Origin of the sequence: Bacillus sp. 22190, assembly GCF_052045575.1 — a bacterium.
GTDB classification, from domain to species: Bacteria; Bacillota; Bacilli; order Bacillales; family Bacillaceae; genus Bacillus; species Bacillus altitudinis.
The window spans coordinates 89942-108164 of sequence record NZ_JBQEPF010000002.1 but is presented as its reverse complement, the minus strand read 5'-3'; the positions used below and the strand labels follow the sequence as shown (position 1 = coordinate 108164).

At 41.6% G+C, this 18223-nt stretch carries 19 protein-coding genes and 1 other annotated feature; of the genes, 6 read left to right on the top strand and 13 right to left on the bottom strand.

Annotation, left to right across the window (positions count from 1 at the left end):
- Positions 1-239: 239 nt before the first annotated feature.
- A complete protein-coding gene (locus ACTJKA_RS03350) occupies positions 240-1328 on the top strand; it encodes a hypothetical protein (protein WP_099497018.1) in 1089 nt (362 codons plus the stop codon).
- Between the two features lie 61 nt (positions 1329-1389).
- Here ACTJKA_RS03350 and ACTJKA_RS03345 read toward each other — a convergent pair whose 3' ends face one another.
- The 5 genes from ACTJKA_RS03345 to ACTJKA_RS03325 all read right to left on the bottom strand — a co-directional run bounded on the left by ACTJKA_RS03345 (position 1390) and on the right by ACTJKA_RS03325 (position 6497).
- On the bottom strand, positions 1390-1674 hold the full coding sequence (locus tag ACTJKA_RS03345) for a DUF1292 domain-containing protein (protein WP_017358102.1): 285 nt from the start codon (positions 1672-1674) through the stop codon (positions 1390-1392).
- A gap of 15 nt (positions 1675-1689) precedes the next feature.
- A complete protein-coding gene (gene ruvX / locus ACTJKA_RS03340) occupies positions 1690-2106 on the bottom strand; it encodes a Holliday junction resolvase RuvX (RefSeq protein WP_003216519.1) in 417 nt (138 codons plus the stop codon).
- A 3-nt stretch (positions 2107-2109) separates the two neighbouring features.
- A complete protein-coding gene (locus tag ACTJKA_RS03335; protein WP_024718370.1) occupies positions 2110-2376 on the bottom strand; it encodes an IreB family regulatory phosphoprotein in 267 nt (88 codons plus the stop codon).
- An 89-nt stretch (positions 2377-2465) separates the two neighbouring features.
- Positions 2466-5102 carry an alanine--tRNA ligase gene (gene alaS / locus ACTJKA_RS03330; protein ID WP_017358103.1) on the bottom strand — a complete coding sequence of 879 codons (2637 nt, stop codon included), beginning with the start codon at positions 5100-5102 and terminating at the stop codon, positions 2466-2468.
- Positions 5103-5181: 79 nt separating this feature from the next.
- Positions 5182-5389, bottom strand: a binding site (T-box leader).
- Between the two features lie 43 nt (positions 5390-5432).
- A complete protein-coding gene (locus tag ACTJKA_RS03325; RefSeq protein ID WP_017358104.1) occupies positions 5433-6497 on the bottom strand; it encodes an AI-2E family transporter in 1065 nt (354 codons plus the stop codon).
- 225 nt (positions 6498-6722) lie between these two features.
- On the opposite strand from ACTJKA_RS03325, the gene ACTJKA_RS03320 reads away from it, so the two are divergent.
- From ACTJKA_RS03320 to ACTJKA_RS03305, 4 genes are all read left to right on the top strand, one after another.
- Positions 6723-7451 carry an amino acid ABC transporter ATP-binding protein gene (locus ACTJKA_RS03320; protein WP_007501456.1) on the top strand — a complete coding sequence of 243 codons (729 nt, stop codon included), beginning with the start codon at positions 6723-6725 and terminating at the stop codon, positions 7449-7451.
- A gap of 14 nt (positions 7452-7465) precedes the next feature.
- A complete protein-coding gene (locus ACTJKA_RS03315; protein WP_017367698.1) occupies positions 7466-8275 on the top strand; it encodes a transporter substrate-binding domain-containing protein in 810 nt (269 codons plus the stop codon).
- A gap of 80 nt (positions 8276-8355) precedes the next feature.
- A complete protein-coding gene (locus tag ACTJKA_RS03310) occupies positions 8356-9009 on the top strand; it encodes an amino acid ABC transporter permease (protein WP_007501460.1) in 654 nt (217 codons plus the stop codon).
- Positions 9010-9024: 15 nt separating this feature from the next.
- Entirely contained in the window at positions 9025-9675 is a 651-nt protein-coding gene (locus ACTJKA_RS03305) for an amino acid ABC transporter permease (protein ID WP_008342693.1), read from the top strand.
- 38 nt (positions 9676-9713) lie between these two features.
- Here the strand turns inward: ACTJKA_RS03305 and ACTJKA_RS03300 are convergent, their stop codons facing one another.
- The 8 genes from ACTJKA_RS03300 to cymR all read right to left on the bottom strand — a co-directional run bounded on the left by ACTJKA_RS03300 (position 9714) and on the right by cymR (position 16729).
- Positions 9714-9845 (bottom strand): YrzQ family protein, encoded by a 132-nt coding sequence (locus tag ACTJKA_RS03300; RefSeq protein ID WP_008342695.1) that lies wholly within the window; start codon positions 9843-9845, stop codon positions 9714-9716.
- Positions 9846-9865: 20 nt separating this feature from the next.
- Complete coding sequence (locus ACTJKA_RS03295) at positions 9866-10057, bottom strand: hypothetical protein (protein WP_003216308.1); 192 nt, start codon at positions 10055-10057, stop codon at positions 9866-9868.
- Positions 10058-10070: 13 nt separating this feature from the next.
- Positions 10071-10529, bottom strand: a complete 459-nt coding sequence (locus tag ACTJKA_RS03290; protein ID WP_336750311.1) for a PRC-barrel domain-containing protein — start codon at positions 10527-10529, stop codon at positions 10071-10073.
- 287 nt (positions 10530-10816) lie between these two features.
- Positions 10817-13201 (bottom strand): SF1B family DNA helicase RecD2, encoded by a 2385-nt coding sequence (recD2, locus tag ACTJKA_RS03285; RefSeq protein WP_057079263.1) that lies wholly within the window; start codon positions 13199-13201, stop codon positions 10817-10819.
- 19 nt (positions 13202-13220) lie between these two features.
- Positions 13221-13874, bottom strand: coding sequence for a tetratricopeptide repeat protein (locus ACTJKA_RS03280; protein WP_108611464.1), 654 nt, complete (start codon positions 13872-13874; stop codon positions 13221-13223).
- Positions 13875-13935: 61 nt separating this feature from the next.
- Entirely contained in the window at positions 13936-15054 is a 1119-nt protein-coding gene (gene mnmA, locus ACTJKA_RS03275) for a tRNA 2-thiouridine(34) synthase MnmA (RefSeq protein ID WP_008342709.1), read from the bottom strand.
- Between the two features lie 94 nt (positions 15055-15148).
- Complete coding sequence (locus tag ACTJKA_RS03270; RefSeq protein WP_008342711.1) at positions 15149-16291, bottom strand: cysteine desulfurase family protein; 1143 nt, start codon at positions 16289-16291, stop codon at positions 15149-15151.
- A gap of 18 nt (positions 16292-16309) precedes the next feature.
- Positions 16310-16729, bottom strand: a complete 420-nt coding sequence (gene cymR, locus ACTJKA_RS03265) for a cysteine metabolism transcriptional regulator CymR (RefSeq protein ID WP_008342713.1) — start codon at positions 16727-16729, stop codon at positions 16310-16312.
- A gap of 207 nt (positions 16730-16936) precedes the next feature.
- Between cymR and ACTJKA_RS03260 the strand changes: the two genes are divergently transcribed.
- Entirely contained in the window at positions 16937-18202 is a 1266-nt protein-coding gene (locus tag ACTJKA_RS03260) for a replication-associated recombination protein A (protein WP_350386236.1), read from the top strand.
- Positions 18203-18223: the final 21 nt, after the last annotated feature.

Sequence of the window (18223 nt, the reverse complement as noted above, 5' to 3'; positions counted from 1 at the left end):
ACTTAAAATAATTTAAAGTTGACATAATGGGTGTAAAAAAGAATTAACTTAATATAAAACTTTAATTCCTCTAGGCTTGAAATTGAATGTCGGCATTAACATCATGTCTTTAAATTAAACTTAAATTAACTGTAGATCTATTTATTTCCTGATTAACTAAATGCTATTATTTTCTTGATAAGGATATATTTCATTAATACCTATATCTTAGTGAAAGTACATACTGGAGGAAACACATTTTGCGTAAAATCTTTTATATTTTAATGATACTAATTGGTTCAGTAACTCTTTTATATCTAGGCGGATGTAGTCAAAAAAAGACCGTTTCAGAAGATCATAAAATAGAGTTTAAAATTGAGGACAAAGAATTTGGTCATACAACTATGCTCAACTATCTTGTGACAAACTCTGTTTCAGCCATTGGAGATCGTTTATTTTTAAGTGTAGATGACCATAGTCCTTCAAAGATGGCAAATAAAGTAGTTGAATTTAATAGAAAGACACAGAAAAGCAACATACTATTTACAACCACTTTCGAGCGTTCTTCCATTCAAGGTTTAAAAGCTAATAAAGACTGGGTCGTTTGGATTGACAGTGATGAATTAGGCGGACAGATGAATTATTACGTCATGAATTTGAGCACACAAGAGATAGAGTCGATCAAAAAGAATAACACTTCGGAGACATTAAGTGACACTCTTGAATTAACAGGTCATCGTGCAGTGTGGATATCTCATGATGAAGAAAAGGATGCTACTCACATTTATATGAAAGATCTCAAAAAAAAGCAGACAAAAAAGCTCTTTAAACTAGACTCAATGAATAACGCCCATCTCTCTGTTCACAATGATAAGCTTCTCTTTTTTAATAAAGACAATGGAAAGCAGCAAGCATACATTTACAATCTGACTACTGAGTCGCTTAAAAAAATCCCATTAAATCAAAGTTTAATCAATAATAGTCAACTCATTAACGACCATCAATTTGTTTACGAGAAGGCTTTTACTGACTCGGAAGGAACAATCAATAAAAGCCAATTAATCTTTTATGACATAAACACAAAACAATCTAAACTAATTAAGAACACTGACTCGGGTATCGGATCGATCGTGATTGATGATCATAATCGATTTTTCGTCGAAACAGATGAACCTAAAAAGAGTGGTTACACGATACTTAAAGAGAAGAACGATTCCATCAAAAAAATTGGTTCACTAAAGAAAGAAAATCATTTTCATTTAACATTTGATCATGGTCTTTATTTACTTAACTTTCAAAATGCACAACGAAATAATCAAAAGTTAACCATCACTTCAAAGCTTCCATAAATAAAAAAGGCCTGTGATCATGCAGATAACTCTCATCTGCTTCACAGGCCTTTTATTCGTTCTATTCTTCTTCGTCTTCTTGATCTAAGAACGTATTTAACGTTTCTTCAATCATGTCCCACTCTTCATCCGTTTCAATTGGCTCTAATTCGCCATCTTCACCGTCTTCATTTGGTGTGAAGCTTGATGCATGAATTTCAATTTCTTCGTTATCTTGTTCAGAAATTGGGTAGTAAAGAACATATGATTTGTTAAAATGGTCGCTTTCAAAAGTAAATAGTACTTCGCAAAGCTGCTCATTTCCATTATCATCAACGATTGTAATTTGCTTTTCTCCGTGTTCCATTTGATTCACCTCATTTTAATTTAAGCTGTCTAAGTACCCTTGAAGGATCATAACAGCCGCCATTTTATCAATGACTTTTTTACGCTTTTGTCTGCTCACATCTGCAGAGATGAGCATTTTTTCTGCTGCCATCGTTGACAGACGCTCGTCCCAAAGCACAACAGGAACATTGTACGTGTTTTCTAACACTTTCGCAAATGATTGGCTGGCCTCGCCTCTTGGACCGACCGTACCGTTCATATTTTTTGGAAAACCAAGGACAATTTTATCCGTTCCATATTGCGAGACGATCTCAGACAGGCGGCTGAGACCAAAGTCTCCGCCTGCTTCATCAATTTTAATGGTTTCAATCCCTTGAGCTGTCCATCCCATTTCATCACTGATTGCCACACCAAGGGTTTTCGTGCCTAAATCTAAGCCTAAAATTCTCATGTTTTACGCCTCTTTATGTGTCTCTAAGTACGATTTAACCAATTCCTCAATTAATTCGTCTCGTTCTAGTTTACGAATTAGGTTGCGTGCATCCTGATGTCTTGGAATATAAGCAGGGTCGCCTGACAGCAAGTATCCGACAATTTGATTGATCGGGTTGTATCCTTTTTCTTGGAGTGCGTCATAAACTGTTATGAGCACTTCATTCACATTGGTTTCAGCTGAATCATCAGAGAAGTTAAACTTCATTGTCTTATCAAATGAACTCACTGCTTCTTGCACCTCTCTTCCAACATTCTACTAGCAAGCTTTTTTCTAACCGCTCATCTAATACCATTATTCTACACTACATTGACTGATTATAAAACGGATTTGACAGATTCTTCGACAGTTGCCAGTGCTTCTTCAAGCTTTTCTGGCTGTTTCCCGCCTGCTTGTGCCATATCTGGGCGTCCGCCTCCGCCTCCGCCGCAAATTTCAGCTGCCTGCTTCACAAGTTTTCCTGCATGAAGACCTTTTTCAATGACATCTTTTGTCACACCGGCTGAAATGTTGACTTTTCCATTTTGAACGGCACCAAGTACGATGACAGCTGAACCTAATTTCGCTTTTAAGTCATCAACCATCGTTCTTAAATGGTTCATGTCTTTGGCGTTTACTTTTTCAGTTAACACGTTCACTCCGCCAACTTCGATAACTTTTTCCAAAATAGAGCCAGCTTCTGCTTGACTTAATTTCGCAAGAAGTGATTCGTTTTCTCTTTGAACTTCTTTTAAATCAGCCTGCAAGGAAGCGATGCGTTTTGGTACATCTTTTGTATTTGATTTCAGTTCATTAGCTGCCTTTTCTAAAATCGCAAGCTGATCATTTAATTCTTCATAAGCACCTTTACCTGTTACAGCCTCAATACGGCGTGTTCCAGCACCAATACCCGATTCAGATGCAATTTTAAACAATCCAATCTCCGCAGTGTTTTGAACGTGACAGCCTCCGCATAACTCGATGCTGTAATCACCCACTTGCACAACACGGACAATATCGCCATACTTCTCGCCAAACAGCGCCATTGCGCCCATTTCTTTTGCTTCAGCAATTGGTTTCAGGTCAATGGCAACCGAAATGCCTTCCCAAATCTTTTCGTTGACGATTTTTTCAATTTGTGACAATTCTTCTTTTGTTACTTGTCCAAAGTGAGAAAAGTCAAAGCGAAGTCTGTTTTCATTCACAAGTGAACCCGCTTGGTTAACGTGGCTACCCAATACATCTTTTAGCGCTTGGTGCAAAAGATGTGTCGCTGTGTGATTTTTCACAATGCCTTTTCGAAGCGCTGATTCGACTTCTGCAGTGACTTCAATGCCTTTTTGAACCGTACCACTTACGACGACTCCTTCGTGGACATGCTGGCCGTTTGGCGCCTTTTTCACATCTTTGATATCAATGATCGCTTCGGCACTTTTTAACGTTCCTTTATCCGCCACTTGTCCGCCGCTTTCCGCATAGAAAGGTGTTTCATCTAATAAAATTTGCACCGTTTCCCCTTCGTGTGCTTCTGTGACAATTTCACCGTTTTGAAGCAATTCGATAATACGAGCATCTGCAGTTAAATTTTCGTAGCCAACAAACGTACTTTCTGCTTTTATATCGCCTAAAGCCCCGCCTTGAACCTGCATACTGCCCACATCTTGTCTGGCATTTCTTGCACGTTCACGCTGCTTCTCCATTTCTAGCTGGAAGCCTTCACGATCGACTGTCATGTTCTCATCTTCAGCATATTCTTCTGTGAGTTCGACCGGGAATCCATATGTGTCATAAAGCTTAAACACATCTTTACCGGAAATTTGTGAGCTGCCATTGTCTCGTTCTTTTTTGATCACTTCTGATAAAATGGCTAACCCTTCATTCAGTGTCTCATGGAAACGCTCTTCTTCATTTTTGATCACTTTTGCAATAAATTCTTCTTTTGCTTGAACATCTGGATAGAAATCCTTCATGATCTCCGCAACAACTGGAACTAGATCATACATGAATGGACGGTGGATATGGATCGTTTTTGCATAACGCACAGCACGGCGCAGCAAACGTCTTAACACATAACCTCGGCCTTCATTAGAAGGAAGTGCTCCGTCACTGACGGCAAAGGCAACAGTACGAATATGGTCAGCAATGACTTTAAATGCTGTGTCTTTTTCTTTTGACTCCCCATAGCTTTCTCCAGAAATCGTTTCTACTGCACGAATAATCGGCATGAACAGGTCTGTATCAAAGTTCGTCGGTACGTTTTGAATCACAGAGACCATACGCTCAAGACCCATTCCTGTATCAATGTTTTTCTTCGGAAGCGGTGTATATGTACCATCTGGATTATGGTTAAATTCAGAAAAAACAAGATTCCATACTTCTAGATAACGTTCATTTTCTCCGCCTGGATATAATTCAGGGTCGTTCATGTCGTTGCCATATGCTTCGCCGCGATCATAGAAAATTTCTGTATTCGGACCACTTGGCCCCTCGCCAATATCCCAGAAGTTGCCCTCTAGACGAATAATTCGTTCCTCAGGGACACCCATTTTATCTCTCCAAAGAACATATGCTTCTTCATCCTCTGGATGTACCGTTACAGATAACAGATTCGGATCAAAGCCAATCCACTCGTCACTTGTGAGGAATTCCCAAGCCCATTCGATTGCCTCTTCTTTGAAATAGTCTCCAATAGAGAAGTTGCCCAGCATTTCAAAAAACGTATGATGGCGTGCTGTTTTCCCTACATTTTCAATGTCATTTGTACGAATTGATTTTTGTGCGTTGCATATACGTGGATTCTCAGGCACGACGCGGCCATCGAAGTATTTCTTTAATGTTGCCACCCCGCTGTTAATCCATAAAAGTGTTGGATCGTCATGCGGTACGAGGGACGCACTCGGTTCGACAGCATGTCCTTTTTCTTTAAAAAAATCTAAAAACATTTGACGTACTTGAGCTGAAGTTAAAGTTTTCATCATAAATCCTCCCTTTTTTATTCTCAATCTTCAAACAAACGAAAAAACATCCCGCCCTATGCAAGCAAAAAACTACTTACACAGGGACGAGATGCTCTCGCGGTACCACCCTGATTATAGACATATGCGTCTATCACCTTCACATCCGATAACGCCGGAAGAGAGCGGCAGTGTTTATCTGCACTCGGGACTAGCTTCCGTTAAAGGTCTGATAAGGCTTTTCTCAGCAAACAAAGCCTCTCTCTGCAACAGCTTTTTAACGTACTCGGGTCCGTCATTGAATTCAATATGTATGAATCGAAATTATTATAGACAACTCGGCTCGTCTTGTCAATGAACGCTTCGTCTCATGTGAATATATTGCACAATAATGACCCTCATAATGGCTGCGGACGGCACGGCTAAAATCATTCCAATCAAGCCAAACAGCTCACCTCCAGCGAGTAACACCAGCATGATTACGACAGGATGCATATGCAGGCTTCTCCCGACAATGATCGGACTCAGTACATTGCTTTCTAAAAATTGAAGCACGGCTACTGTAATTAGCACAATGATCACTGACTTCACTGAGATGGTAAAAGCGATAAAGACAGCTGGAATCGCTCCAATAATCGGACCAAAATACGGAATGACATTCGTTGCGCCGATTAACATACCTAGTACAAGCGGATATGGAATATGAAACAGCCAAAGAACAATGGCGGCAGCACCTCCAATTAAAGAACAGACAAGCAATTGCCCTCTAATATAATCCCCAAGTGAGTCATCCACTGCTTTCACAAAGGCATGTCCCCTTTTTCGGAAGCTTGGCGGGGTTAAATACCATGCTGCCCGCTTCATCGTGTTCATATCTTTCACCATATAAAAGACAAGAAAAGGAATAAGTGCAGCAACTAAGGCGTAATCAAGCAGTACTTTACAGCTAAGAATCATCCGCTCTGCCCCATTTGCGGCATACGTTTCAGATTGGACAATAAAACGATCCAGCCGTTCATGCAGTCCATCAGGCCAGTGGCTTGTATGACGATGAACATGTGATAAAGCACCATTATACGTTTCGGCAAGCATGGGAATTTGCTCCGACAATTCATTTAACTGAGCGATTAAAACCGGTGCCCCTTTATACACAGCCAAACCAATGCCGCCAAAAAACAGCACATATATCAATAAGAGACTGACCGTCCTTGGCAAACCTCGCTTATGTAGTCTTTCAACAATTGGATAAAGAAGATAAGAAATAAAAATAGCGATAAGAAGCGGGATCAAAACCGCTTTAAGCAATAAAAAAATAGGCATCCATAACTCGTCGAGCTGAACCAAAATGAGTAAAGACGCAAGGACAAGCAGTACACCTGCAGCATATATTAGAAACTCGATCGGACGTTTCTTCACCTTTTTCACCTCTCTTCTTATTGTTTAACCAACTTCTGCAATTATCCATGTAAATAAAATTTGTCCTAACTTTGTTAAAAATGAATACACATGAAACATACGGCTCCATCCAAAGTCACTGTTTGCTGTAAAAATCTCGTTAGAAAATATTCCATTATTTTCTTATTTTCACCTCATTTATGCTAGAATCCGCTTTAGCTCAATCATTAGAAGAGGAGGTTCTTCATGATCACATTCGAAGAAGTCAACAAGCATTACGGCCAGTTCCATGTACTTAAGGACATTAACCTACATATTCAAAAAGGTGAGGTTGTTGTGATCATCGGTCCTTCAGGATCTGGAAAAAGCACGATGCTCAGGTGTATCAATCGTCTTGAAAGCATTGATGAAGGAAAAGTCCTTGTCAATCAAGTGTCTGTTCAGCATCCGAAAACCAATATCAATCTCATCAGGCAAAATATCGGGATGGTGTTTCAGCACTTCCATCTTTATCCGCATAAGACGGTGCTTGAAAACATTATGCTTGCGCCGATGAAGGTTAAAAAAGTGAGCAAAGAAGAAGCAAAGGAAACAGCTGAATTTTATTTAAATAAAGTTGGTATTCCTGAAAAAGCAGACACCTACCCTTCTAGACTCTCAGGAGGACAGCAGCAGCGTGTGGCAATCGCAAGGGGACTTGCAATGAAACCTGAGGTCATGCTTTTCGATGAACCAACATCAGCTCTTGATCCAGAGATGATCGGTGAGGTGCTAGATGTGATGAAACAGCTGGCAAGGGAAGGAATGACAATGGTCGTTGTCACGCACGAGATGGGTTTTGCCCGTGAAGTCGCAGACCGTATTGTGTTTATTGATGAAGGAAGAATTCTTGAAGAATCTACACCAGCTGCCTTTTATGAAAAACCGCGCGAGAAACGCGCTCAGCTCTTTTTAAGCCGTATTTTAAATCACTAGGGGGAATGAATTTGATGAAAAAAATGAAACGCTTTGGCCTATTACTGTTGATGACTTGCTGTATGATCGCTCTCGCTGCCTGCGGCTCTGCCGAGAAAGGCTCAACCGATGCAAAACAAAGCAGCTCATTAGAAGCCATTAAGAAAGACAAAAAAATCGTTTTCGGTGTAAAAAACGATACTCGTTTATTCGGTCTAAAAAATCCTAGTAGCGGGGATATTGAAGGGTTTGATATCGATATCGCAAAAGCGATCACTAAAGAAATGCTCGGTGATGAAGGAAAAGCAGAATTTAAAGAAGTGACATCTAAAACAAGAATTCCTTTACTGCAAAAAGGAGATATTCATGCCATTGTTGCCACAATGACGATCACAGAAGAGCGTAAAAAAGAGGTCAATTTCTCAGACGTATATTTTGAAGCAGGACAATCACTGCTTGTGAAAAAAGGCAGCGACATTCAATCGATTGATGATCTAAAAAAAGGTACGAAGGTGCTTGCAGTGAAAGGGTCCACTTCTTCTCAAAACATTCGCGAAAAAGCACCAGAAGCATCCGTTTTAGAATTTGAAAATTACCAAGAAGCCTTTACAGCCTTAAAATCAAATCAAGGGCAAGTTCTGACAACTGATAATGCAATTTTATTTGGCATGGCAGACGAAGATTCAAATTATGAAGTCGTTGGTGGAACATTTACCGATGAGCCTTATGGAATCGCTGTGAAAAAAGGCGATGAAGAATTGACAGAAGCCATTAATAAAGCGTTAAAGGCATTAAAAGACAATGGAGAGTATGACAAGATTCATAAAAAATGGATCAAAGAATAATCAATTGACTCGATCAACCTCAACACCCTCAGGAGAGCCGCTTGCCGGCTCCTCTGTTGATTAGGAAGGAAGTGAACTGATTGCTGCGGTTTTCCATTTTAACTGAGAACTTCCATCTTTATTTAGAAGGGTTTAAATATACGATTGGTGCAAGTGTCATTGCGTTGATTGGAAGCTTTTTCATCGGTACACTCATTGCCATCATGAGAATTGCGCCACTAAGGCCGCTCAACTGGTTAGGGACGGCTTATGTGGAATTTATTCGGAATATTCCGTTATTATTGATCACCTTTGTGTTCTTTTTTGGTTTACCGGTACTTGGCATTGTGGCAGATGGCTTTACAGCAGGAACCATTGCCCTCTCCATTTATACGTCTGCTTTTATCGCTGAAGCCATTCGTGCAGGTATACAAGCTGTACCGCTTGGACAAATGGAAGCTGCTAGAGCTTCTGGTCTGTCATATGGCGGAACGATGCGATATATTATTCTGCCGCAGGCCATCAAAATTGTCATTCCACCACTTGGGAATCAATTTATCAACCTTGTGAAAAACTCGTCTATTTTAGGTGTCATTGCAGGGTTTGATCTGATGTACCAAGGAGACCTTATCGCTTCGAGAACGTTTGTGACATTTGATGTATACATTTTTGTTGCCATGTTCTATCTTCTATTGACCATTCCGCTTAGTCTAGGCGTTGGTTATTTAGAAAAAAGATTAGCCCGAAGCCACTAGAAAGGAGGAAACACAATGGATTTTATAGGTGCCTACCAGCCCGATCATCTCGCCTTTTTACTTGAAGGATTTGCTGTCACCTTAAAAGTGGCTTTTATCTCCATCATTTTAAGCTTTATCATCGGATTAGTCGTTGGCACATTGAGGTTCGCACAAATCCCTATTTTATCAAAGGTGCTTGCGGTCATTGTTGAAACCGTTCGGAACCTGCCGCTTTTGCTGATCATCTTTTTTACGTATTTCGCCCTGCCTGAAATCGGTATTAAGCTGAGCATTACGGCCTCTGCCATTGCGGCTTTAACCGTGTTTGAATCCGCCATGCTGTCAGAAATTATTCGTAGTGGATTAAAATCAATTGATAAAGGACAAATCGAAGCGGCCAGGTCCTCTGGTTTAACGTATATTCAAACGTTAAAAATGATTATCATGCCACAGGCGTTACGCCGAATGGTCCCGCCGATTGTCAGTCAATTTATTTCTCTTTTAAAAGATACATCGCTTGCCGTTGTGATTGCCCTTCCAGAGTTATTGCATCACGCGCAGATTTTAAATGGTCAAAGCCAATCTTATTTACTTCCTATTTTCCTCTTGGCGGCCATGATGTATTTTGTTGTCAACTTCAGCTTGTCTATACTTGCACGGAGATTAGAGTACAGGCAGGCATAAAAAAAGGACATCCGCTCATGGTGGATGTCCCTTTTTGTTTAAAGCATTCGCATAACTCGTTTTCTCATCTTTTTCATATCCCGCTTAGATGGCATATCATATCGACTTGCAAAGTGATATGCGAGTGCACCTGCACCAAGCGTTAATAGTGAAGAAGTCATTTTGCCCATTCGAAATTCCCCCTTAACACTTATAGTTGAATTGAACGTTCATCGTCACTAAACAGGTCGTCTAAACTGCTTAGTGTACCGTCTTCCTCCACTTGGTGAGTAGATATTTTGCCTTTTGACAGTGTCAATTCAATAAAACAGCCCCAGCAATAATATTGATTGACCCCAATTTTTCCGATGTCTTTACATTTGCAATTTGGGCAAATGAGCATATTCAGCACCTCTTTACGTTCGGTTTAGAACAAGTGCTTCCTTTTGAACATCCATCAAGGTTCCGGCAGCATGAAGCTGCTTTCGAATCCCTGATAGCTCTGTAAAGAAGCCGTCCGAGAGTTCATATGCTACGATTGTGCCCGAATTCATGCAAAAGTATACATCTTCCAAAACACCTAATGTTTCACCATCTGGCGTATGGATCATTTTCTTTTTTAATTTCGAAAAGAAGAAGGATGGGGCGGAGGTATCTATCTCGATGCCCTTCTGGTAGCTCACATATAGACCTTTGTCTGTCAGTTTGTCGCCAGCTGAGAATGGAATGAAAGCACAGTCTTTCTTTTTCCCATCTAAAACATATCCCCCGCAGCTGCCGCCGGCTAAAAAGCAAATATCTTTGATCGCCCCAAGTGAATGAGACAGCTCGTCTGTATAGATCGTCAGTCCTTCAAGCTCTCGACATGTTCTCAAAATGTGATCAACCACCTTTTCGGAACAGTCTTATCGTGTGCGTTTCCTCTATGACTCATACGAAGAAATGGCTTCCATGAAGGAAGCCATCAGCGTGTAGACAAACCCTCGCATTCTTTGTCAGTCCTGCGTGCTGGTGCTCACGAATGTCAAATTCGCTCCGCGCCAGTACCTGTCCTTCCTAGGGCTGCAAAGGTTTTCTTTCACGCTGAAAAAAAAACAAAGGGCTAAAATCAAGTTCATTTTAGCCCTTTGTTTAACAATATGATGGCTTCCATGGAAGCCATTTACTCTTGCATAAAATCAAACGGGGTGATTCCCTCCATGCCAATATTGGCATCGTGTACGCTGAAAGGAAGTTCTTTTTGGAGGGCTGCTAGCTCAGCATCCATGACTTCTTCCGTTTCAGTAAGACGCATGGTTAAAGACGTTTGTCTGAGGGAGTCTTCATTATTTTTCACGCCCCACTCTAATGCTGATTCCTCGCCGCACAAAATTAAAAACTTTTTACTTCGTGTAATGGCCGTGTAAAGCAAATTTCTTCGGAGCATTCGATAATAACTTCTCACGACTGGCAGCACCACGATTGGGAATTCACTGCCCTGGGATTTATGAATCGAGCAACAATAAGCGTGTGTAAATTGATGAAAATCTTTTTTCGTAAACGTGATTTCATTTCCATCAAAGGAGATGACCGCCATATCTTCTTTTTCTGTGTTTTCTTTCGCATAAAAGATCGAGACAATTTCGCCAATATCTCCATTAAAAATGTTATTCTCGGGCTGATTGACAAGCTGAAGTACCTTATCACCTGTCCGGTAGACGACATCACCAAAAGGAATTTCTCTTCCTTTTGGCTTTTTAGGATTCAAAATTTGCTGGAGCATTTTATTCAGTTCATTAATGCCTGCTTTTCCTTTATACATCGGGGCAAGCACTTGAATGTCCTTTGCTGAATATCCCTTTTGAGCAGCATTGCTGACCACTTTCTCGATGACTTCTTTCATTTGGTCACTAGAGCATTGAATAAAGGATCGATCCTTCGAGCGTGCAGTAATATCCTTTGGCAAAACACCATTTTTCATATCATGCGCAAGCTCAACAATTGTTGAACCGTCTGCCTGCCGGTAAATATCAGTTAATGTAACTGCCGGTATAGCTTGTGACGCAAGCAGGTCTCTTAACACTTGACCAGGCCCGACAGATGGAAGTTGATGTTCGTCTCCAACCATAATGACTTGAATATGATCTGGGATCGCCTTAAACAAATGGTTCGCCAGCCAAATATCCAGCATACTCGATTCATCAATGATAACAAGCTTTCCTTCAATCGGCTGGTCTTCATCATGTGAGAAGCCTTCTGATCCATTCCAGCCTAGCAACCGGTGAATGGTCACAGCAGGAAGTCCAGTGGATTCTGTCATTCGTTTCGCAGCACGTCCAGTTGGTGCGGCAAGCACGAACGGAAATGCTTCATCTTTTTTATAATCACCCGGGTCAAGAGATACGCCGTGAAGATCGCTGTAAAGCTCGACAATCCCTTTAATGACCGTCGTTTTCCCTGTACCCGGTCCGCCTGTTAAAAGCAGCATTGGAGACATGAGTGCCTTTTGAATGGCTTCTTTTTGGGTTGGTGCATACTGGACACCAAGCCGTTCCTCCAGTTCACCGAGTGCAAGCAGAAATTCTGATTCAGGAAATTGATCTGCATATTCCGTTTGAGCGACAATTTTTTGAATGCGTTTTGCCACACTTTGCTCCGCATAAAAGAGCGACGGATGATAACAGCGCTCATCTTCAATGATCATGTCTTTCCCTTCACCAAGTGCAATAATCTGATTGGCAACGTCCATTTCAGTCACTTTGTAGTCATTGCCGGTTTGATTCAGTAGTTTACGGGTTTCGACGATCAGATCTTTCGTTTGTATGTACGTATGACCGTCTTGCAGGCTTGCTGTCTCAACGGTATACAAAAGGGCTGCACGAATGCGGTCTGGATCATTTCCAGATATCCCTGTTCTAGCGCCGAGTTCATCTGCTTTAATAAATCCAATCCCCTCTACGTCTTTGACGAGCTGATAAGGATTTTCTTCAATTTTCTGCAACGTTTCACTCTCGTACACTTGGTAAATCTTCATGCTAAGCTGAGGACCAAAGCCATATTGATTCAGGCTGATCATGATTTGCTCAAGCCCCTGATGCTCTTGAAGTGCGGCAGCCAGCTTATCAGCCTTCTTTTTTGACAGGCGAGGGACGTCATACAACACAGACGGATCACGCATAATTTGATGAAGCGTCTGATTGCCTAACTTGCCGACGATTTCTTCCGCCGTCTTTTTCCCAATCCCTTCAAACAAGTCACTAGAGAGATAATGAATAATGCCTTGTTTTGTTGTAGGGACTTCCTTTTGAAAATGAGTGGCTTGAAACTGCTCGCCAAACTTCGGATGACTTGTGACCTTGCCATAGAAGGTGTAGGTTTCCTCCTCATGAAGCGCTGGGAAGTAGCCTGTGACAGATGCTGTTTTTTCCTCTAAATTCTCTGATGTTTCAATGACTTTTACTTTTAACACCGAGTATAAATTACTTTCATTATGGAAAATAACGGCTTGAACCGTCCCTTTTAAAAACGGTTCGTCTTCAAGCTTCATTTGATCTGGATGTTCCTGCACAGGTCTTCCCTCCTTCCGGTTATTCTGCCTCTTGAATTAGCTTTTGCGCATGCAATGCAAGCATATGATCAGGCTGCACTTCAATGGCTTTTCCTAGCATTTCAAGCGCTTCGTCCTTTTTCTCTAAATACGCATACGCAACGCCTGCATTATAAAAGGCGTCTGCATGCTGCGAATCTCGCGTAATCACTTCAGTAAAGACTGCGACCGCTTCCTCCAGCAGATGTTCATTCGCTAAGCACATACCAAATTGAAATCTTGCTTCGTTATCTTCTTCGTTTAGCTCAACTGCACGCTGAAGATAAGGCATCGCAAGCTTCGGCTGCTCTAATTTCATCAGTGTCTGCCCTAACATATAAAACAAATCACTGTTTTCCATTCCAGCTTGTAGCGCTTGCTCAAAATAGTCTTTCGCTTTCATAAAGTCTTCTTTCATCGTATAGACATTTCCTGCTCCGTAATAGGCTGCAGCTGCTGTATGATCAAGTTCAATGGCTTTTTGAAAGAAGTTCAAAGCACGTTCAAATTCATGAACACTTGAAAGTAAATTCGCAAAGTTAATATATGGAACCGGGTCCTTTGGGCTTTCTTCAATGGCTTTCGTAAAAGCTTCAGCTGCCTGTTCGATGTTCCCTTGATTTAAAGCTTCAATACCGATTTCGTTATGATTCATTCGCTCTCTTCATCCTTTCATTAAAAAACCTCAACAGCGACGTTGAGGTTTTTAACACATGTTACACATACGACAGCTTTTGGCCATCTTTAAAGACATCGTCAATGGTTCCGCCGCCAAGACATTCTTCGCCATCATAAAAAACAACAGCTTGTCCTGGAGTGACAGCACGGACGGGTTCATCAAAGATCACCATTGCTTCCTGCTCACCTGTCATTTTGACTTTTACATGATGGTCTTCTTGACGGTATCGGAATTTTGCTGTGCATGTGAGTTCACCGTTTTCGCCGACAATATGAGGACGAGTCCAGCTGATGTTAACAGCTGAAATACTTTCAGAGTATAAAAGCGGATTGTGGAAGCCTTGTTCAACAAATAAGATATTTTTCTCTAAGTCCTTCCCAACAACGAACCACGGATCACCGCTTCCGCCAATGCCAAGTCCTTGGCGTTGACCGATCGTGTAATACATGAGTCCATCATGTTCACCTTTTACTTCTCCGTCCATTGTCTGCATCACACCGGGCTGTGCAGGCAAATATTGGCTAAGGAACGTTTTAAAGTTTCTTTCCCCAATAAAGCAGATGCCCGTAGAATCTTTTTTCGTTGCTGTTGCGAGCTCTGCTTCTTTCGCTAATTCACGCACTCTTTTTTTCTCTAAATCGCCGATTGGGAACAACACTTTATCAAGTTGTTCTTGAGTCAGTTGATTCAAGAAATAAGTTTGGTCTTTGTTTGTATCAAGACCTCTTAGCATTTTCACTTCATCGCCGGTTCTGTCGACACGGGCATAGTGGCCTGTTGCCAAATAATCCGCTCCAAGCGACAATGCATGCTCAAGAAATGCTTTGAACTTAATTTCTTTATTACACATGACATCTGGATTCGGCGTTCTGCCTGCTTTATATTCATCAAGAAAATATTGAAACACTTTGTCCCAATACTGTTTCTCGAAATTCACTGCATAATATGGGATTCCAATCTGGTTACAAACACGAATGACATCCTCATAGTCCTCCGTTGCTGTACATACACCATTTTCATCTGTGTCATCCCAGTTTTTCATAAATATGCCGATCACATCATAGCCTTGCTCCTTTAACATGAGCGCAGCAACTGATGAATCGACGCCTCCGGACATACCGACCACAACTCTTGTGTCTTCAGGTCTTTTTGTCATCTTCATCAACTCCAATTTCAATGAAACAACGTGCGCGTTTCGTTCTTCAGGTGCCTAGCTGTTTCATTTTTCACACACGAACAAAAGGGAGCATTTATTTGGCTAGGCGTTTCACGACAGCCGCTATCTTATGCGCCGCCTGCTTCACATGTTCCTCTTCATTTCCAAGACCGAAGCTTATTCTGACTGAGGATGTCAGCTCTTTTGCTTCTTCACCATACATGGCGCTTAATACGTGCGAAGGAAGGACAGATCCAGCCGTACATGCTGACCCGCTTGAAACAGCAATCCCTTCCATATCTAAGTTCACAAGTAACGATTCAATAGAAACGCCCGGGAAGTGGACATTTAAAATATGCGGCAATGTCTCTTTCGGATGTCCATTGATAGAGAAATTGAGTGATTCCTCTTCGAATACTTGCAGCATCGCTTCTTTGAGCTTACCATAATGCACTGCTTTTTCTCTTCTATTTTGCTTTGTTAATTGAACTGCTTCTGCAAGTCCAATGATTCCCGCCACATTTTCAGTGCCAGCACGGCGTTTTCTCTCTTGTTCTCCTCCGAATAGCTGCGGAGAAAGTTTTACACGCTCATTCACGTATAAAAAGCCTGTTCCCATCGGGCCATTTAGTTTATGACCGGACGCAGATAAGAGGTCGATATGAAGTTCTGTGACATCAATTGATATTGTCCCAAATGCTTGTACAGCGTCTGTATGAAAATAAGCAGTGTGTTCGTGTAAAAGTTGACCAATTTCTTTAATTGGCTGAATCACACCTGTTTCGTTATTGCCATACATGATGGTCACCAGAATTGTATCGTCTCTTAGTGCTTGTTTTAATTGATCAAGATGAATCAATCCAGTGTGATCCACATCTAAATACGTCACATCAAAACCAAGCTTCTCTAAGCGTTCGCATGTATGCAGCACTGCATGATGCTCAGTTTTTGTTGTGATGATATGTTTTCCTTCATGCTGCCTTGCCATTGCAACACCTGTAATGGCCAAGTTGTCTGCCTCTGTTCCCCCGCTTGTGAGGATGATCTCCTGCTGCTTACAGTGTAATTCTCCTGCAATGACTTCCCTTGCTTCATCGAGCCACTTTCTTGCCTCGCGCCCATATGAATGAATACTAGAGGGATTGCCAAATATCTCTGTAAAGTAAGGCATCATCTTGTCCACAATTCGCTGATCCATCGGCGTTGTGGCTGCATGATCTAAATAGATACGTTCCATTTCCGGTACACCTCTGATCTAAATATAGAACATATACGCCTCTTGATCCTCATCATCTTTATAGCTTGCTAAGTCTTCAAGAGTTGTATTGTCTAGTACGTCTTTTACTGCATCACGAATACGAATCCAAAGTGCACGCTTTGCTGGCTCTTCGTTTTCGATCACTTCAACAGGACTAATAGGTCCTTCTAATACTCGAATAATATCACCGGCTGTAATCTCGTTTGGCTCATGGGCAAGCACATAGCCGCCATACGCTCCGCGGATACTTTTCACAAGACGTGCATTGCGAAGTGGTGATACAAGCTGCTCTAAATAATGCTCAGACAAATCATTGTTTTGAGCGATTGATTTTAATGATGTAGGGCCTTCGCCATGTTTTTTGGCTAATTCGATCATGATCGTCAGACCATATCTGCCTTTAGTAGAAATTTTCAAGTTAAACACCTCTGCGTTTTCTATTTCTATGTCATCAATTATTTTTCTGATTTCATATACGCTTATATAGACCAAAAGCAATTATATCATACTTTTAGCCAACTTTCATTTGCGGGTTCTGAGCTCAAAACGAGGACGCATCCCTTTTCTATTTGAAGAAATTTCGGTACTCTATACAAACAAGACATTGCTTTAGGAGAGATAATCATGAAACCTTTAGCGTATCGGATGCGCCCAAGTCATATTGGAGACATTATTGGGCAGGAGCATCTCGTTGGAGAAGGTCAAATTATTAGACGAATGGTCGAGGCAAAACATTTGTCCTCGATGATTTTATACGGACCGCCGGGAATCGGCAAAACATCCATTGCCACTGCAATCGCTGGCAGTACAAGCATTGCCTTCCGTACATTGAATGCGGTGATTCATAACAAAAAAGATATGGAAGCTGTCGCCGCTGAAGCGAAAATGAGTGGTCAGGTCATCTTGATTTTAGACGAAGTCCACAGACTCGATAAAGGGAAGCAGGATTTCCTTCTTCCGTATTTAGAAAATGGCATGATTATTTTAATTGGCGCGACAACAGCTAATCCGTATCATGCGATTAACCCAGCCATCCGTAGCCGGACACAAATATTTGAGCTGAAGCCGCTGGAAACAGAACAAATCAAAGCTGCATTATCTCGAGCTTTACAGGATGAACATCGCGGGCTTGGCGGTTATGAGGTGACAGTTGACGATGAAGCGATGAATCATTTTGCCAATGGATGCGGAGGAGACGTGCGTTCAGCTTTAAATGCACTAGAACTCGCTGTCTTATCAACAAAAGCAGATGAGACTGGGCATATCATAATCACTCTTGCCGCAGCAGAAGAATGTTTACAAAAAAAGAGTTTCTCACATGACAAGAATGGTGATGCTCATTATGATGTCCTCTCGGCTTTTCAAAAATCCATTAGAGGATCTGATACAGATGCGGCGCTGCATTACCTTGCTAGACTAATCGAAGCTGGAGACCTTGAAAGCATTTCAAGAAGATTACTCGTGATGGCTTATGAGGACATTGGCTTAGCCAGCCCGCAGGCAGGCCCCCGCGTGTTAAGCGCCGTACAAACAGCAGAAAGAGTCGGCTTCCCAGAAGCACGGATTCCGCTGGCGAACGCAGTGATTGAGCTGTGTCTTTCTCCTAAGTCCAATTCGGCATATAAGGCGATTGATGCGGCACTTGGTGACATTCGTACAGGGAAAATTGGTGAAGTTCCAGTTCATTTAAAGGATGCTCACTACAAAGGCGCCACAGCACTCGGAAGAGGCGTCGATTACTTATACCCACATGATTACGAAAACGGCTGGGTGAAGCAGCAATATTTACCTGACCCGCTGAAAAACAAGCAATACTATGTACCGAAGCAAACCGGGAAATTTGAAGGTGCATTGAAACAGGTCTATGAGAATTTAAAACGCCAGAAATAAAAAAAGCCCCCTGCATATTAG

What these genes read in the sequence shown, in the direction of transcription:
- ACTJKA_RS03295 (WP_003216308.1), bottom strand. Translation starts at nt 10,057, where the DNA reads ATGCTCATTTGCCCAAATTGCAAATGTAAAGACATCGGAAAAATTGGG.
- ACTJKA_RS03320 (WP_007501456.1), top strand. Translation starts at nt 6,723, where the DNA reads ATGATCACATTCGAAGAAGTCAACAAGCATTACGGCCAGTTCCATGTA.
- ACTJKA_RS03270 (WP_008342711.1), bottom strand. Translation starts at nt 16,291, where the DNA reads ATGGAACGTATCTATTTAGATCATGCAGCCACAACGCCGATGGATCAG.
- ACTJKA_RS03300 (WP_008342695.1), bottom strand. Translation starts at nt 9,845, where the DNA reads ATGGGCAAAATGACTTCTTCACTATTAACGCTTGGTGCAGGTGCACTC.
- ACTJKA_RS03305 (WP_008342693.1), top strand. Translation starts at nt 9,025, where the DNA reads ATGGATTTTATAGGTGCCTACCAGCCCGATCATCTCGCCTTTTTACTT.
- ACTJKA_RS03280 (WP_108611464.1), bottom strand. Translation starts at nt 13,874, where the DNA reads ATGAATCATAACGAAATCGGTATTGAAGCTTTAAATCAAGGGAACATC.
- alaS (WP_017358103.1), bottom strand. Translation starts at nt 5,102, where the DNA reads ATGAAAACTTTAACTTCAGCTCAAGTACGTCAAATGTTTTTAGATTTT.
- ACTJKA_RS03315 (WP_017367698.1), top strand. Translation starts at nt 7,466, where the DNA reads ATGAAAAAAATGAAACGCTTTGGCCTATTACTGTTGATGACTTGCTGT.
- ACTJKA_RS03345 (WP_017358102.1), bottom strand. Translation starts at nt 1,674, where the DNA reads ATGGAACACGGAGAAAAGCAAATTACAATCGTTGATGATAATGGAAAT.
- mnmA (WP_008342709.1), bottom strand. Translation starts at nt 15,054, where the DNA reads ATGACAAAAAGACCTGAAGACACAAGAGTTGTGGTCGGTATGTCCGGA.
- ruvX (WP_003216519.1), bottom strand. Translation starts at nt 2,106, where the DNA reads ATGAGAATTTTAGGCTTAGATTTAGGCACGAAAACCCTTGGTGTGGCA.
- ACTJKA_RS03260 (WP_350386236.1), top strand. Translation starts at nt 16,937, where the DNA reads ATGAAACCTTTAGCGTATCGGATGCGCCCAAGTCATATTGGAGACATT.